General features: G+C 70.0%; 10 protein-coding genes. 3 read left to right on the top strand and 7 right to left on the bottom strand.

All coding sequences use genetic code 11. The features are described from left to right. Positions 1 to 27: 27 nt before the first annotated feature. Positions 28 to 681 (bottom strand): enoyl-CoA hydratase-related protein, encoded by a 654-nt coding sequence (locus NMI01S_RS12145; RefSeq protein WP_062996636.1) that lies wholly within the window; start codon positions 679 to 681, stop codon positions 28 to 30. Positions 682 to 723: 42 nt separating this feature from the next. After that, a complete protein-coding gene (locus tag NMI01S_RS12150; protein WP_062997009.1) occupies positions 724 to 1,344 on the bottom strand; it encodes a TetR family transcriptional regulator in 621 nt (206 codons plus the stop codon). Between the two features lie 155 nt (positions 1,345 to 1,499). On the opposite strand from NMI01S_RS12150, the gene NMI01S_RS12155 reads away from it, so the two are divergent. Further along, on the top strand, positions 1,500 to 2,339 hold the full coding sequence (locus NMI01S_RS12155; RefSeq protein ID WP_062996639.1) for a patatin-like phospholipase family protein: 840 nt from the start codon (positions 1,500 to 1,502) through the stop codon (positions 2,337 to 2,339). 46 nt (positions 2,340 to 2,385) lie between these two features. On the opposite strand, the gene NMI01S_RS12160 is transcribed toward NMI01S_RS12155, so the two are convergent. The 3 genes from NMI01S_RS12160 to NMI01S_RS12170 form a co-directional block, all read right to left on the bottom strand. Next, the gene (locus NMI01S_RS12160) at positions 2,386 to 3,744 is read right to left on the bottom strand and encodes a M1 family metallopeptidase (RefSeq protein WP_062996641.1); all 1,359 of its coding nucleotides are present in this window, start codon (positions 3,742 to 3,744) and stop codon (positions 2,386 to 2,388) included. 13 nt (positions 3,745 to 3,757) lie between these two features. Then, the gene (locus NMI01S_RS12165) at positions 3,758 to 7,738 is read right to left on the bottom strand and encodes a Pls/PosA family non-ribosomal peptide synthetase (RefSeq protein ID WP_084512914.1); all 3,981 of its coding nucleotides are present in this window, start codon (positions 7,736 to 7,738) and stop codon (positions 3,758 to 3,760) included. Positions 7,739 to 8,198: 460 nt separating this feature from the next. Continuing rightward, a complete protein-coding gene (locus tag NMI01S_RS12170) occupies positions 8,199 to 10,070 on the bottom strand; it encodes an APC family permease (protein WP_245716838.1) in 1,872 nt (623 codons plus the stop codon). Positions 10,071 to 10,461: 391 nt separating this feature from the next. On the opposite strand from NMI01S_RS12170, the gene NMI01S_RS12175 reads away from it, so the two are divergent. After that, a complete protein-coding gene (locus tag NMI01S_RS12175; RefSeq protein WP_439956256.1) occupies positions 10,462 to 11,850 on the top strand; it encodes an MFS transporter in 1,389 nt (462 codons plus the stop codon). A 120-nt stretch (positions 11,851 to 11,970) separates the two neighbouring features. Further along, positions 11,971 to 13,728, top strand: coding sequence for a serine/threonine-protein kinase (locus NMI01S_RS12180; protein ID WP_062996643.1), 1,758 nt, complete (start codon positions 11,971 to 11,973; stop codon positions 13,726 to 13,728). Between the two features lie 37 nt (positions 13,729 to 13,765). On the opposite strand, the gene NMI01S_RS12185 is transcribed toward NMI01S_RS12180, so the two are convergent. Together NMI01S_RS12185 and NMI01S_RS12190 are read right to left on the bottom strand one after the other, a co-directional pair. Then, positions 13,766 to 14,761, bottom strand: a complete 996-nt coding sequence (locus NMI01S_RS12185) for an SMP-30/gluconolactonase/LRE family protein (protein ID WP_245716828.1) — start codon at positions 14,759 to 14,761, stop codon at positions 13,766 to 13,768. Between the two features lie 41 nt (positions 14,762 to 14,802). Then, positions 14,803 to 16,545, bottom strand: a complete 1,743-nt coding sequence (locus tag NMI01S_RS12190; protein WP_062996647.1) for a DUF3556 domain-containing protein — start codon at positions 16,543 to 16,545, stop codon at positions 14,803 to 14,805. Positions 16,546 to 16,549 lie beyond the last annotated feature (4 nt).

A 16,549-nucleotide genomic window follows, 5' to 3' on the forward strand; every position in this document is an offset into this window, starting at 1 on the left:
AACCGAAACCGGTTGCGGCGGTTCGGTTCAGGCAGTCAGTGCCGTGTAGGCGCCGGCGTAGAACACCGATTTGATCGATCCCAGGGTGCCTTGGTCCTTGGCGCCCAGCGGGGCCAGTAGGTCGATGGCCGTCTCGATCTCCTCACCCGTGGCGGCGGTGGCGTCGACGAGACCGTATCGGTGCGCTTCGGTCCCACCGAACCGGCGGCCGGTGAGTACCGCGGCGGTGACGGCCTCCGCCGACAGCTTGGCCTGCACGAGCGCGGCCAGAGCCGGAGTGAACGGTACGTGGATGTCGACCTCGGGGAAGCAGAAGTAGCCGCGATCGGCGCGCATGACGCGCTGGTCGTGCGCGAGCGCGAGCATGGCGCCGGCACCGAAGGCGTGGCCCGGCAGGGCCGCCACGCTCGGCACGGGCAGGGTGAGCACGCGCGCCAGCAGCCCCTGCACCTGTTCGACGTACCACGGTGCGCGTTCACCGTTGGCGCTCAACCAGTCCAGGTCTAGGCCGTTGGAGTAGAACTTGCCGCTCGCGGTGGTGATCAACCCGGTCGCGCCGTCGGCGAGCACGGTGTCGAGGTGAGCGTTCACGGCGGCGAGGAATTCCGGTGAGAAGCGGTTCTCGCCCGCGCCGAGGTCGAGGACGGCGACGCTGTCACGGTAGGTGAGGGTGGGGGACATCGGGTCTCCTTCGGGTTTTCGGTGATGGCCGGTATTTCTGGGTCAGCGTTTCGGTGGTGGCCCGGCGGTGACGGCGGCCCGGACGGCCGCTCGCAACCGCATGCGGGTGTCGGGGTCGGCGAGGCGGTCGCGCGACAGCAGCAGCGCGGTGGGCAGATCGACGATGCAGGCGGTGATCACCTCGACGGCGCGCCGGTCCTCGCGTTGCCACAGGTGCGCCGACAGCCTGCGCATCACCGCGACGAGCCCGCGGTGTTGTGACCGCACCTCGGCGGCCACGCTCTCGGGCAGCTCCGCGGCCAGGACCTCGTCGTGGCGCAGCATCGTCACCAGGCGCGAGGAGGCCGGATACCGTTCGGCGAACTCCGCGGGCGCCTCGGCCGCGCGCACGACCGCCTGCACGGCGGGGTCGCTGCCGGAATCGTCGGCCAGCGCCTCGTCGACGAGTTCGTTCTGTACGTCCAGGAACCGGCGCGCGGCGCGAATCCACATGCGCGCCACCAGTTCCGCGCGCGAGCCGAAGCTGTGGTAGATCGCGCCGTTCGACATTCCGCTGGCAGCCGCGACCGCGCGGATGGTCACCGCCGGCACACCGGCGGCCACGGCGAGCGCTTCGGCATGGTCGAGAACGACGTCGAGATCGTGAATGCGAGGGCGGGGCACGATCCCACCGTAACAGAGCAATTGCTCTATTACTGGGTGGTGTGCGCCACACGACCGACGCCGAGTACCCACGGCCCGCCCACGAGCGCCGACATCGCGGTCGGTGATGATCCGAGGCGCTGCGCGAGGGGGAGCGCGCCGGTAGTGTCGCGCTCATGTGTGCCGCACTCTCGCCCGACCGATTCCGCACCGCATTGGTACTCGGCGGTGGCGGCCCCGTCGGGATCGCGTGGATGGCGGGAATGATGGTCGGATTGCGTGCCGCCGGGATCGATCCCGCACGCGCCGACCGGATCGTGGGCACGTCGGCGGGGTCGGTGGTCGGCGCGGTGCTCGCGGCGGGCGGCGACCTGGCACACCTGGGGGCCACCCGGTCGTCCGGCGGCGAATCGTTCGCCCCGGATCCGCGGCGACTCGCCGAGATCTTCTCATTGCGGACCTCATCCGGCGACGCCCGCGAGATCCGCCGCCGCATGGGCGAATTGGCGCTCGCCGCCGAGGCCGGAGATCCCGGCGCCCACGTCGAACGGATCGCCCGGCTGGCCGGTGTCACCGAATGGCCGGAGGCCGACCTGCACGTCACCACGATCGATATCGGCACCGGCGAACTGCAGGTGTGGACCCGCGACACGGCAGCGTCGTTGCCGCAGGCGCTGGCCGCCAGTACCGCGGTGCCCGGTGTCTTCCCGCCGATCCCGATCGGCGAATCCCGCTATTTCGACGGCGGCGTGCGCTCGGCCCTCAATGCCGACCTGGCCGCCGGCGCGGAGAACGTGGTGATCATGGAACCGCTCGCGCACATGTTCCCCCGCACCCGCGCAGACAGCGCACACGGCGCGGCGACCGAGATCTCGCTCGCCCCGGACGCCGACGCGGTGGCGGTGTTCGGCTTCGACGTGTTCAACCCGGCCGCGTTGACTCCCGCCTACGAGGCCGGGCTGCGCCAATCAGCGGATGCGGCAGGGCAATTGGCCGACGTCGGGTTCGATGCCTGAGGCCGGCGCCTGACCCAGCTCCTCGTGCCGGGGCCTCCGATTCGGCTCAGCTGCCGACCGCACCCAACCCGTGCTGCGGCAGGTCGGGCAGCGCGGTGCGGTAGAGCCAGCTGTCCCACAGCTCGCGCAGGGGTGCCGGGCTGTAGTGGCCGGCGAGGTCGGTGAAGTCCTCGGCGGCGACGGTGCCGTAGCGGTGCCGGGCGGTCCAGTCGCGCAGCAGGGTGAAGAAGGCGTCGTCGCCGAGGCGCAGGCGCAGCGCGTGCAGGGTGAGGGCGCCGCGTTTGTAGACGCGGTCGTCGAACATCGATGCCGGCCCGGGGTCGCCGATCACGAGATCCTGCGGGGCCCGGGCGAGGTTCTGGCGGGCGGCGCGGGCCAGCTGGTCGGCACTGGGTCCGCCGCCGGCCTGGGACCAGATCCATTCGGCGTAGCAGGCGAATCCCTCGTGCAGCCAGATGTCGCGCCACTGCCGCACGGTGAGACTGTTGCCGAACCACTGGTGGGCCAGTTCGTGCGCGATGAGCCGTTCCGCGCCGCGCTGCCCGTCGCAGTGGTTGGCGCCGAAGATCGACAATCCCTGTGCCTCGATGGGGATTTCGAGGTCGTCGTCGGTGACGACGACGGTGTAGCCGTGGAACGGGTAGGGCCCGAACCGGCGCTCGAATTCGGCCATCATCTGTGGTTGCCGGGCGAAGTCGTGGTCGAAGGGGGTGCGCAGTCGCGGCGGCAGCACCGCGGTCATCGGTACCTTCGTGGCGCGTCCGGCGTCGATGCGGTGGGACCGGTAGGGCCCGATCTGAATGGTGGCCAGGTAGGAGGCCATCGGCTCGGACTGCTCGTACACCCAGGTGGTCTGGCTGGATTTGGTGGTGCGAGCGGTCAGCACGCCGTTGGCGAGCGCGTGATACGGGGAGTCGGTGGTGATCGATATCCGGTAGCTCGCCTTGGAACTGGGGTGATCGTCGCACGGGAACCAGGACGCCGCGCCGTTGGGCTGGCTCGCCACGAGCACGCCGTCGGTGAGTTCCTCCCAGCCGACCTCACCCCACGGGCCGCGCACCGGTTTCGGGGTGCCGCCGTAGTGCACCACGATCGACAGTGCCGCTCCCGGGGGTACCTGCCGGGCGGGCGTGATCGTCAGCTTCCCCCTGGTGTGGGTGTATTTGGCGGGTTTGGCGCCGTTGACGAAAACCTTTGCCACACTCAGTGTCTGCGACAGATCCAGCGCGAATCGCGGCTGTACGACGGTGGTCACCGCCGTGATGGTGGCCCGGCCGGTCAGCCGGTTGGCGGCGACCTTGTACACCAGATCCAGTTCGTAGCGCGAGACCCGGTAGCCGCGGTTGCCGTTCTGCGGCAGATAGTCGTCGATCGGCGCCTCGGCGCCACCTCTACCCAGCTTCATCGACGACCTGCCTTCACTTGCCGCGCCGGGCATCCGGCCACGGCGCAATCGGATTGCCCTGCCACCGGGTCGACGGCGGGACGGTGTCCCCGCGCATCACCAGCGACGCCGGCCCCACGGTCGCACCGGCGCCGATGCGGGCCGCCGGCAGTGCCACACAGTGCGGGCCGAGGGTGGCACCGGCGTCGAGGGTCACGCTGTCCATGGACATGATCCGATCATGGAACAGATGTGTTTGCACCACACAGCCGCGTTCCACGGTCGCCCCGTCGCCGAGGCTGACGAGGTCGGCCTCGGGCAGCCAATACGATTCGCACCACACTCCGCGCCCGATGCGTGCGCCGAGCCCGCGCAGCCAGATGTTCATCACCGCGGTGCCGGTGGCCGCGCGCGCGAACCACGGCGCGGCAACGGTTTCCACGAACGCGTCGCACACCTCGTTGCGCCATACGAACGAACTCCACAGCGGATGTTCCACTCGCTGGATGCGGCCGACGATCAGCCATTTCGCCGCCACCGCGCACGCCCCGGCGACGGCGCCGGCGATCAGCAGCACCACCCCGGAACACAGGGCGGCCAGCCAGTATCCGGGCCCGGATGCCAGCCAGGCCAGCGTGAACAGCACACCGAGCCCGATGCCGAAGCTGAGGATCACCGGGACGAGCCGGCACGTCTCCACCAGCGCGCGGGCCAGTTTGAGTTTCAGCGGCGGGTCGAAGGTGCGGGCGGTGTCGGAATCGCCGGCGGTGCGGCGCAACCGCACCGGCGGGCTGCCCAGCCACGACGAACCCGCTTTCGCCTTCTCCGGAGCCGCCGACAACACCGCCACCAAACCGTTCTTGGGCACCCGCCGTCCGGGCGCGGTCATACCGGAGTTACCCAGAAAGGCCCGCTTTCCCACCTTGGCGCCGCCGATGTGCATCCAGCCGCCGCCGAGTTCGTAGCCGGCGATCATGGTGTCGTCGGCGAGGAAGGCCCCGTCGGCGACCTTGGTGAATTTCGGCAGCAGCAGCACCGTCGACGCCTCGACGCCCTTGCCGACGTCGGCGCCGAGCAGCCGCAGCCACAGCGGGGTGAGCAGACTGGCATACAGCGGGAACAGGAAGGTGCGCGCGGAGTCGGTGAGTCGTTCGGTGGCCCAGGCCTGCCAGCCCACGCGGCTGCGCACCGGATGGTAGCCCTCGGTCAAGCCGATCGAGAGCACCCGGATCGCGACCACGGTCACCGCGGCGAAGACGGCGAGCACGATCAGCGCGGCCACCGGCAGCATCAGCATCGCGTGCGCCAGCGCCCCGGTGAGGGTGGTTTCGTCACGGATCCACCAGGCCAGCAGCAGTCCGCCCGCGGCGAGGGCGATCACCGGCAGCGCCGACAGCAGCATCGAGGTCACCCCGAAGGCGAGCACCCAGTGCAGCGCACGCGGCGGTGTGGTGGCGGGCCAGCGATGTTCGGCGGGGCCGACCTTCACCGCGGGTGATCCGGCCCAGCTCTGTCCGGCCTTCACCTTCCCGAACACGGCCGAACCGGGTTCGATGACGGCGTTCTTGCCGATCACCGCGCCGGGCATCACCGTGGAGCGGGAACCGACCACCGCACCGGGGCCGATGCGGATCTCACCGATGTGCACGCGGTCGCCGTCGATCCAGTATCCGGCCAGGTCCACTTCCGGTTCGACGCTGCACCCGTCGCCGAGTTCGAGCATCCCGGTGACCGGCGGCAGCGTGTGCAGGTCGACGCCGCGCCCGATGCGTGCGCCCAGCGCCCGCGCGAACGGCACCATCCACGGTGCGCCGGACAGGTTGTGCGCGCCCGCCGCCTCGGCCATTCGCACCGCGGTCCACAGGCGCAGATGGACCGAGCCGCCGCGCGGGTAGCTGCCGGGGCGCACGCCGCGCAGCAGGAGCCGGGCGCCGGCCACGCAGATCGCCATCCGGCCGGGCGGTGAGATGAACAGGACGAATCCGGCCAGCGCCCACCACCACGACAGTCCCGGCATCCAGGGCAGCGCGCCGAAGCGGGAGGCGATGTTGGTGACCACGCCGAGCCAGGTCAGCCATTGCAGGCCGGTGAGGGTGGTCAGCGGCACCGAGGCCAGCACCTGGATCCATTGCGCGCGTCGCGGTGTCGGAGCGACGTGGCGGGTGGCTGCCTGTTCGGTGGGGGCGGCGGCGTCGATGAAGTCGGCCAGCGCGCCCAGGCGCGGATGGTCGTAGAGGTCGGCGACGGTGATCTGGGGCAGTCGTTCGCGCAGCGCGGTGACCAGCTGCGCCGCCGACAGCGAACCGCCACCGAGGTCGAAGAAATCCGAATCCAGGCCGTCGATGTCGGCGCCGAGCACCGAATGCCACAGTCCCGCAAGCCAATACGCGGTGCCGTCCAGTCCCGCGCCGGGTTCACCGTCGGCGCCGGGCAACGGCCACGGCAGCGCGTCACGGTCGACTTTTCCCGAGGTGCGGGTGGGCAATTCGCCGAGTACGGCGAGGCGGGGCACGAGGGCGGCGGGCAGTCGTCCGGCGAGCAGTTCCCGCGCGCGCGGCAGGTCGATGTCGTCGTCACCGGTGGACAGGTAGCCGACGAGGATCGCAGTGCCGGCGGCGGTGGTGCGCACGGCGGCCGCGGCGGCGGTGACGCCGGGCAGATCTTGCAGCGCGGCGTCGAGTTCGCCGAGTTCGATCCGGCGTCCGCCGACCTTGACCTGGTCGTCGGCGCGGCCGAGGAAGATCAGTCCGGCGGGGTCGTTGCGCACCATATCGCCGGAGCGGTAGGCGCGCTGCCATCCGAGGGTCGGCATCGGCGCGTATTTCTCGGCGTCCTTGGCCGGGTCGAGGTAGCGGGCGAGTCCGACGCCGCCGATGACCAGTTCACCGGATTCCCCTTCGGCGACGGGCGTGCCGTAGGCGTCGACGACGGCCAGATCCCAGCCGTCCAACGGTAGTCCGATGCGTACCGGCGGGGTGCCGGTGAGCTGCGCCGCGCACGCCACCACGGTGGCCTCGGTGGGTCCGTAGGTGTTCCACACCTCGCGGTCGTCGCTGCCGGCGAGCCGCTCGGCCAGTTCCGGGGGGACCGCTTCGCCGCCGAAGATCAGCAACCGCACCGCGTCGAGCGCCTCGGGTGGCCACATGGCGGCCAGGGTGGGCACGGTGGACACGATGCTGATCCCGCGGCGCACCAGCCACGGGCCCAGGTCCATCCCGCTGCGCACCAGCGCGCGCGGCGCCGGGACCAGGCACGCGCCGTGCCGCCACGCCAGCCACATCTCCTCGCAGGAGGCGTCGAAGGCCACCGACAGTCCGGCCAGCACCCGGTCGCCGGGCCCGATCGGTTCCTGCTGCAGGAACATTCGCGCTTCGGCGTCGACGAAGGCGGCGGCGTTGCGGTGGGTGACCGCGACACCTTTGGGGGTGCCGGTGGAGCCGGAGGTGAAGATGATCCAGGCGTCGTCGTCGACGGTGGGGCCGGTCGCGTCGGGGCCCACAGGCACTCGGTTGTCGTCGCGGCGCGCGGCGGTGCCTTCCGGCGCAGCGGCGGTGTCGTCACGCTGTGTGGTGGTGATGCCCGCGGCGGTGACGACCGCGGCGACGGCGGCCTCGCCGAAGACGAGCTCGGCGCGTTCCTCCGGGTCGTCGGCGTCGACGGGCACGTAGGCGGCCCCGGCGTGCAGGACGGCGAGGATGGTCACATACAGCCGCGCGGTGCCCGACGGGATCCGCACGCCGACGCGGTCGCCGCGACCGATGCCCGCCGCCCGCAGCTCGGCCACCGAGGCGTCGATCGCCGCGAGCAACTCCTGGTACGTCAGCACCTCGGTGCCGTCGTCGACGGCATCCGCGTCGGGGTAGGCGTGGGCTGTTTCGGCGAGGATGTCGACCAGTGTCCGGGGCTGCGCCGCAGCGGCTCCACGCAGCAGCGGCGAGACCGGAGCGTGCCCCGTGCGCTGCGCGGAGTCCGGGTCGACGAGATCGGGTGCCGATTGCCCGTCGGTGCCGCTCACCGCCGAGCCGGAGGGGCCGGCATCTGCGCCGGTTCGGGAGTCGGTCGTGGTCGCGGCGTCCGTCGTGGCCGGGGAATCGGTCGGAGTCTCGGAGTCCGTCGGGACTGTGGGTTCGGGGGGCTCACCATTCGTGTCGCTGCCCGAGGGCGCGGTGGGCGGCGCATCGGTAGCGCCCGCACCCGACTGCGAACCGACGATCACGTTTCTGCCTGCCTCTCCCGTTCCGGCTATCGGACGTCCGGTTGTCTCACATTGGGGTTACCGTTGCGCAAACACCAGCTGTCCGGTTCACGCGCGTCCGGGCCGCCGCAGCCCCCGGCAGTCGCACCCTCGGCCCGCCCTATTGTCCCAACACAACCGCGCGTGCCGTCTCTCGGGGCCGACGAGCGTATTCGCTCGCGATATGCCGGAACCCCGGTGGCCGCGAACCGTCCCCGTGTTCCGATGCGCGGCCGGACGGTCAGCTGTCGACGTGGACGTGCGGGCGCTGATTGGGGTCGGCGACGGCGCGGCGCAGGATCTCCCGGGTCACCGGCGCCACCTCGCCCTCACCGACGAACAGGAATTTCAGCAGGTTGAGCAGCGGATTGCCTTCGGTCCATTCGAAATACACGTGAGGATTCATGCCGGTGCGGTCGCGTATCGCGAGCAGGATCGCCGCGATCGAGTTGGGCACCGCCGCGGCCTCGACGGAAAGGATCTTGTAGCAGTCGATTTCGACCGCGCCGACGTGCAGGTCGGTGGAGAATTCCGAGGCGTCCTTGACGATCACCTCGAGAAACAGGATCGGCGCCTTGGCCGGGATGTGGCTTTCGATCCGCTGTTCGGCTTCCTTCTGCCGGTAGTCGTCGGGCCGGCGGGCGTCGACGTCGTCGAGGTCGTGGGTGACGATGCGGATGGTGCCCGAGGCGGCGATCTTGTCGATCAGCCAGGCGGCCTTGTCGTCGAAGTCGACTTCGATGGCCCGTAGTTCGAAGGCGCGCCGCGCCCGTGAGACGAACGACACCACGATGATGGCGATGATGAACAGCGAGGCCAGCTGCACACCCTCCGGTCGTTCGACGATATTGGCGATGGTGGTGTAGACGAACACGGCCGCCACGGCGCCGAATCCGAAAACCTTGCCGCGCTGATGTTTTCGCGCCGCGGACAGGGTGACGGCGACGGCGGCGGAGGTGATCAGCACCAGCACGCCGGTGGCGTAGGCGCCGCCCTGGGCGTCGACGTCGGCGTCGAAGTACCAGGTGATGCCGAAGGCGATCACCGCGAACACCAGCACCAGCGGCCGGGTGGCGCGCGCCCATTCCGGGGCCATGCCGTAGCGGGGCAGATAGCGCGGCACGAGGTTGAGCAGCCCGGCCATGGCCGAGGCGCCGGCGAACCACAGGATGGCGATGGTGGAGATGTCGTAGACGGTGCCGAATCCGTTGCCCAGATACTGGTGGGCCAGATAGGCCAGCGCGCGGCCGTTGGCGGATCCGCCGGATTCGAATTCGTGTTCCGGGATCAGCACCACGGTGATGAAGCTGGTGACGATGAGGAAGGCGCTCATGATCAGCGCGGCGGTGGTCAGCAGTGTGCGCGCACCGGCGATGCGGCGTTCCGGGTGTTCCTCGGTGTCGTCGGGGCCGCCCTTGATCTGCGGCATCACCGCCACCCCGGTTTCGAAACCCGACAGTCCGAGCGCGAGTTTGGGGAAGACGAGCAGCGAGATGCCCACCATCGCGAAGACGCTGCCGTGCTGGGCGGTCATGGCGTGGCCCCAGTCCACGACCAGGTGCGAGGCGGTGGCGACCTTCCACACCCCGACGACCGCGACGACCAGGTTCAGGGCCAGATAGACCCCGACCAGCCCGATCGCGATCCGGATCGCCTCGGCGAATCCCTTGAGGAAGATCGCCGCCAGCAGCGCCAGCAGGGTGAGAGTGATCGCGAGGCCGTGGCCGCGCAGCGCCTGCGGCACGAACGGGTTCTCGACGATGTGGGCGGCGCCGTCGGCCGCCGACAGCGTCATCGTGATCACGAAGTCGGTGGCGGCGAATCCGAGCAGGACGAGGATGAACAGTTTGCCGGTCCAGCGGGGCAGGATATCGGCGAACATGGCCAGTGATCCGCCGCCGTGCGGGGATTCGCGGGCCACCCGGCGGTAGACCGGAAGCGCGCCCAGCAAGGTCAGCGCGACCAGGACCAGTGTCGCCAGCGGGGACAGCACGCCGGCGGCGAGGGCGGCGATGCCGGGCTGATAGCCGAGGGTGGAGAAGTAGTCGACACCGGTCAGGCACATCACCTGCCACCACGACCGTTGGTGCTGTTCTTCGGCCTGCTTCACCATCGGGCCGGGATGGTGGGAGTAGCGGTCCTCGTCGGCGCCCTGCAGCAACCATTCCGTCAAAGCCGAACGCGGTCGTCCGGTGGCGGTGGCGGTCACGTGGTCCCCCTCGGGAGCATCTGTCCGGGCGTCCCGGAGTCCAGCGATATCCGGGTCAATGTACGTGGGCCGCCACCGGAGTCGCGCGGACCGGATGCCGTGCCCAACAGCGTAAAACGGCAAATCGGGCATCATATCCGGCAAATCCGGCGCGGTACCGGCCGGTGACTCCCGTTCACCGGCCGCGTCGTGCTGTGAGCGGAGTCACCCACCCCGATATCATCGCAGGTGGATCCCACCGCGCGAACCGGCCGCGCCGCCGGCGCCCGTTTGCCGGACCGCCCACCGGGTACCCATGTACTTCGTGTCCCCCGTAGCAGTTTCGCGGCCGGGCGCGCAGCAACCGAAAACAGGTGAGGAGGAGCGCGTGAGCACCAGCCTGCCGCACGCCCAGCAGCGACGTTCGGTGGCCGCCGCGGCCATGGGTAACGCCACCGAGTGGTACGACTACGGCGTCTACGCGGCCACGGCCTCCTATCTGACCGACGCGTTCTTCCCCGGCTCCCTGGGCACCCTGGGCACCCTGCTCGGTTTCGCCATCTCCTTCGTCCTGCGCCCGATCGGCGGCATGGTGTGGGGTCCGCTCGGCGACCGGGTGGGCCGCAAAGTCGTGCTGGCCACCACGATCCTGCTGATGGCCGCGGCCACGGGCTGTATCGGCATCCTGCCCACCCATTCGGCGGTGGGTATCGCCGCGCCGATTCTGCTGATCCTGTTGCGCGTCGTGCAGGGTTTCTCGACCGGCGGTGAATACGGTGGCGCGGCCACCTACATCGCGGAATCGACCGATGAGCGCCGTCGTGGATTCCTCGGCAGCTTCCTCGAATTCGGCACCCTGTGCGGATTCGTCGGTGGCTCCACGGTGGTACTGATCCTGCAGGTTCTGCTCTCCGACGACGCGATGGAGTCGTGGGGCTGGCGCATCCCGTTCCTGCTGGCGGTGCCGCTGGGCCTGATCGGGTGGTATCTGCGCAGCAAGCTCGACGAATCGCCGGTGTTCACCGAGGTCGCCGAGCATCAGAAGGCCCAGGGCGGGTTGCGGATCCTGCTGCGCGACTACCGGCGCGAACTGCTGACCATCGCCGGGCTGGTGGTCGCGCTCAACGTCGTCAACTACACGCTGCTGGCGTATCAGCCGACCTATCTGCACAACACGTTGGGCATGGGTGATTCCGAGACCACGGCGATGGTGCTGGTCGGCCAGATCGTGATGGCGATGGTGCTGCCGGTCTCGGGTGCGGTCTCCGACCGGGTGGGGCGACGGCCGATGTGGCTGGTGTCGCTGGTGGGGCTGGCGCTGCTGGCGGTTCCCATGTATTGGCTGATGGGTCAGGGCGCGGCGTGGGCGATCGTCGGCTTCGTGGTCTTGGGCCTGTTGTATGTTCCGCAGCTGTCCACGATCTCGGCGACGTTCCCGGCGATCTTCCCGACTCAGGTGCGGTACGCGGGATTCGCGTTGGGCTACAACATTTCCACCGCCGCCTTCGGTGGTACCGCACCGCTGATCAACGAGTCGGTCATCGATGCCACCGGCTGGCATCTGTTCCCCGCCTACTACATGGTGGGGGCGTGCCTGGTGGGTCTGGTGGCGTGGTTCTTCCTGCGGGAGACCGCGGGCGTGTCGCTGGCCGGGACCGAGGTTCCCGACGCCGCCGACGAGGAACCGGTTCCGCAGCCGAGCTAGAGTTTCCGCGGTCGAGCCGGAGCTTTCGTCGGGCCACCGCTTGCGGCGGATGCCGCGCTCGTGTGTGATCGAGCGAGCCCGCACGCGGCAGGCACGGCCGGGAAGGAACGACGAGCTCAGATGCTCCCATTGGAGTCCGGTGATCCGGCGACCATCGGCCCGTATCGTCTGCTCGGGGTGCTCGGCGCCGGTGGGATGGGCCGGGTCTATCTGGGCCGCAATGCTGGTGGCCGCACCGTCGCGGTGAAGGTGGTGCGACCGGATCTGTCGGATGATCCCGAATTCCGCACCCGGTTCCGGCGGGAGGTGGCCGCCGCGCGGCGGGTGACGGGCGCGCATGCGGTGCCGGTGCTGGATGCCGATGTGGAGGCGCAGCGGCCGTGGCTGGCCACCGGGTACGTGGCCGGGTTGTCGTTGCGCGAGGCGGTGGACTCGTTCGGGCCGCTACCGGAATCGGCGCTCGTTCCGCTGGCCGCGGGCCTGGCGCGGGCGCTGGCCGATGTGCACGCGGCCGGGGTGGTGCACCGCGATCTGAAACCGTCCAACGTGCTGCTGACCCTCGACGGGCCGCGGCTGATCGATTTCGGCATCGCCCGCGCCGTCGACGACGACTCGCTCACCACGACCGGCAAGGTGATCGGTTCGCCGGGATATATGGCGCCGGAACATATTTCGGGCGATGCGCCGGTGGGGCCGGCGGTGGATGTGTTCGCGCTCGGCGGGGTGCTGGTGTATGCCGCCAGTGGCAGCGGGCCGTTCGGTTCGGGCGATTCGATTCCGATGCTGTGGCGGGTGATGCAGGAGCCGGCGCGCCTCGACGGCCTGCCGGCGGCGTTGCGTCCCCTCGCGGGAGCGTGCCTGGACAAACAGCCCGGCAATCGCCCGACGCCCGCGGACGTCGAAAGACAGTGTGTGGCATTGGGTGACGCCCGGTCGGGGTGGTTGCCGGGACCGATCCTGGAGGCGATCAGCCGTCAGGCGGTGATGCTGCTCGATCTGGATTCCGGTCCGGTGCCGGACGATCCGTCGGTCCGGCCGCGTGGCACTTCCGAACTTCCCTCGACGCTGATCGGCTCGGGGGGCCGGACCGGCGCCGCCGGGCACCCGCACGCGCCGGTGCCCTCGAGCGAGGCGTCACCGCCGACCCTACGGCGATCGCGTCCGGGCGATGCGGGCCGGTCATCGACACCCACCCCGGGGCACTCTCCGAACGCCGGTGTGCCCGGCCAGACGGGTCCGTGGCCCGGCGCGCCGTCGCAACCGTCTGCGCCGTGGGCTTCCCATGGCTACACCCAGGCCGGCGCACACGCCGAAAACGCCCCCGCACACAGGAATTCGTCGCGGCGCCGGATGGTGGTGATCGGATGCCTGGCCGTGGTGTTGGTGGCGGCGGCGGTGATCAGTGCCATGCTCGCCTTCCGCAGTGCGTCATCGGATCGGCCGGTGTCTGCTCCGGGCACCGAAACCTCGGTCGAGACCGAGGACACGTCGGCCCCGGAGGCGACGGCGGCCGAGACGACGGCCGCGGGAAGCGAGTTGGCGGCGCTACCCGCCGATTACGTGGGCACCTGGAAGGGCACCGCGACCGACGGGCTGGCCACCTACGACATCGTCGTCACCCTCCGTGCGGGCGCGGTGGGAACGGAGTTGGGTACTGCGAGCAACACCGGCCGGTCCAGTGGTCTCACCTGCCGGCGCGCCGAAACCCTGACCTCGGCGAGCGATTCCACGATCACGCTGCGGGCTCGCTTGGTCTCGGGTGCGACCTGCATGGACGACGGTCAGGCCTCCACCCTCGCACTGAACCCGGACCACACCGTCGCCTATTCGATGACCGGCCCGATCGGCGCCATCACCGGAACCCTGCGCCGTCAGTGAAACCGCATGCAGCACAACGGTTGTCGCCTCGGCCGCCTTACGAGGGCAGGCGTACTACCGCGATCGCCGGTTCGCTGAGGCTGCCCAGGTACAAGGTGCCGTCGGATTCGGCGACGCCGGTGACCATCGCGTACCGGTCTGCTTCGCCTTGCAGGTCGTGGACCAGGGTCCCGTCGAAGTCGTAGGCCTGTACCCAGACGGTGCGGGCCGGTTTGGGCTGCAGCGCGGGCGGGGTGGCGCGCACGAGGCGGCGCAGCACGCCGGGCAGCGGAAGTAGCTTGTCCAGGATCGGGTTTCGCGGTGTGACGAGCGCGGCCCACACGAGGCCGTCGCTGCCGAGCCCGAGATTGTCGGGGCAGCCGGGCAGGTTCTCCACCAGATGGTCGGTCTCGCCGGCGCGGGGGCCGGTGAGGTGGTGGCGGGCGATGCGGTAGCCGCCCGTTTCGGCGACCAGCACACAGGAGCGGTCGGGCGCCAGGACGATCCCGTTGGCGAATTGCAGTCCGTCGACCAGTGTTTCGACGCGGCCGTCGGGGCTGCGGCGGAGCAGCCGGCCGGTGCCGGAGTGTTCGAGGATGTCACCCATGTAGTCGTCGAGCGGGTAGCGGCGACTGGATTCGGAGAAGTACACGGTGCCGTCGGTGTCGGCGACGACGTTGCTGGCGAAGTTCAGAGGTACGCCGTCGACCCGGTCGCACAGGGTTTCCAGGGTGCCGTGCGGGCGGTCCAAGCGCAGCAGTCCGCGCTCGGCATCGCAGATCAGCAGCGATCCGTCGGCTTCGGCGTGCAGGCCCAGCGGCCGCCCGCCGGTGTGGGCGATCCGCTCGACCGCTCCGGTGGCCGGGTCGACCGCGAGGACGGCGCCGTCGGCGATGCCGGTGACGATCCGCCCGTCGGATGCGAGCACCACATCCTCGGGACCGTCCCCGGGCAGTTCGAGCAGCCGCAGAGCGGGCATGGGCGGATCGCTGTGCGGGGCGCGGGCCCGGGCGGGTGCCGGCGGGGGAGTCCACCGGGTCGGCTGGAAAGACATGACTCACCATACCCACGCCCGGTCACGCGCCCGCGCTCGTGTCAGGCGGCCACGGTCGGCCCGGCGCTGCGGGTGACGTGGACGGGCAGGTCGTCGGCCCACGGCTGGCTTTCGACCATGTCGGCGACTCGCACTGTGCCCCTTTCGAATTCGCCGGTGGCGGCGTCGACCAGGCGGTAGGCCTGCACCTGAGTGTAGATGGGCTGGGCGTCGAGCAGGACGATCCGGACTTCGCCGGGTTCGAAATGGCAGCGCTGGTGCAGGGCGGCGATGAGTTGTTCGTTGTGCATATGCCCGTCGCCGAAGTTCCAGCCGATGGCGGTACTGCAGATGCGTTCGCCGTCGGTGATGGTGTATTCGTCTTCGCGGCCGGCCGGCATGGCGCGGTGCACGAGGGTGAACAGGGCGCGGCCGTGGGTGTTCATGGCGCGGAAGGCGTAGCCGAGATACAGCGGGATCTGGGCTCGGTCCTTGCCGTAGTAGCGCTCCATCTGCGCCTGCGGCATGCTCGCGATCGCGACGATGTTGCGGTCGATCTTCTGCGCCGCCGAGGGTTTGACGCACCACACCGTGGTGTCCCAGTTGCCGGCGTAGTAGCGCATGCCGGGCAGAAACGAGATCCGCGAGGGCAGCAGGTTGCCGGTGATCACGATCGCGACGAGCGCCGCGAACAACAGGACGGGCAGCCACGGGTGTTGCGCGTCGGCGAAGCCGATATCGGCGTGGGCGACGAACAGCACCCCGAGCCCGAACATCATGAACACGTTCCACTCGAGCGGCACGCCCATCGGGATGGCGGTGAGGATCGCCAGGTGGAAGCACAGCAGGATCACCGCGGCCACCGCGGTGGGCCAGCCGCCGTGGGAGAAGAACAGCACGATCGGCGCGCACATCTCCACCGCGGTGCCGCTGTGGGCGACGACCCGCGACAATCGTCCCGGGCGCAGGTCATCGGGGAAGTCGGCGAAGAAGCGCCGCTTCAACCAGCGCGGACGCACGATCGGACTGTTGGACATCATGGTCGAGACCACGAACGGGAAGTGCCGGTTCAGTTTCGAGGTCGCCGCGCCCATCCAGATCACGACGAAGACGAGTTTCGCGGCGAGGATCGCGTCGGCGCCGCCGAACAGGAACGCCACCGCGAGCGAGCCGTACACCTCGCCGCGCGCGGCCAGGAAGATCACCTTGTCGCGCAGTCCCAGCACCGCCAGCACGGCCACGACCAGGCCGACGTGCCAGGCCGGCAGGAGTCCGACATCGGTGTCGAGGGCGGGGATGGGGCCGGTGCCGTCGGACAGCAGCGCCCACAGCAGTACCGCCAGCAGCAGCGCGTAGAGCGCGGCGTCGACCGGGGTGCGGGCGGTGCCGCGGGTGAGCGGGACGACGCGCGGCCACGGTGGGAGCCGGATCGTGCCGGGCCGCAGCCAGTACAGGATCGATCCCATCGGGGGGAAGTAGCGGTTGTTGAGCGGGCCGAATCCGCAGCCGAGCCCGATCACTTCGAACAGCATCGTGTAGAGCACGACCTTTTCGAACACGATCGGTTCCGACCACCAGCCGCCGACGTCGGTGAATCCGTCGATGCCGCTGGTGCTCAGCGCGAACAGCCAGCCGCCGAGGATGTAGAGGCAGATCTTGACCACGTAGAACAGGTGCAGCACCACCGGTGTGCCGAAGCCGACTTCGGCCCAGTGCCGCGCCATGAGCCGGATGCGCTCACTGCGGTCGCTGCCCTGCCACTGCTGCTGATCGACGACCGGCAGTTCCGGCTGAACGAACCCCATCAAT

Origin of the sequence: Nocardia mikamii NBRC 108933 (genome assembly GCF_001613505.1) — a bacterium.
GTDB lineage: Bacteria > Actinomycetota > Actinomycetes > Mycobacteriales > Mycobacteriaceae > Nocardia > Nocardia mikamii.

Coding starts and splice junctions, on each gene's coding strand:
- NMI01S_RS12145 (WP_062996636.1), bottom strand. CDS start 681: ATGTCCCCCACCCTCACCTACCGTGACAGCGTCGCCGTCCTCGACCTC.
- NMI01S_RS12155 (WP_062996639.1), top strand. CDS start 1,500: ATGTGTGCCGCACTCTCGCCCGACCGATTCCGCACCGCATTGGTACTC.
- NMI01S_RS12160 (WP_062996641.1), bottom strand. CDS start 3,744: ATGAAGCTGGGTAGAGGTGGCGCCGAGGCGCCGATCGACGACTATCTG.
- NMI01S_RS12170 (WP_245716838.1), bottom strand. CDS start 10,070: ATGGTGAAGCAGGCCGAAGAACAGCACCAACGGTCGTGGTGGCAGGTG.
- NMI01S_RS12175 (WP_439956256.1), top strand. CDS start 10,462: ATGTACTTCGTGTCCCCCGTAGCAGTTTCGCGGCCGGGCGCGCAGCAA.
- NMI01S_RS12180 (WP_062996643.1), top strand. CDS start 11,971: ATGCTCCCATTGGAGTCCGGTGATCCGGCGACCATCGGCCCGTATCGT.
- NMI01S_RS12185 (WP_245716828.1), bottom strand. CDS start 14,761: ATGTCTTTCCAGCCGACCCGGTGGACTCCCCCGCCGGCACCCGCCCGG.
- NMI01S_RS12190 (WP_062996647.1), bottom strand. CDS start 16,545: ATGGGGTTCGTTCAGCCGGAACTGCCGGTCGTCGATCAGCAGCAGTGG.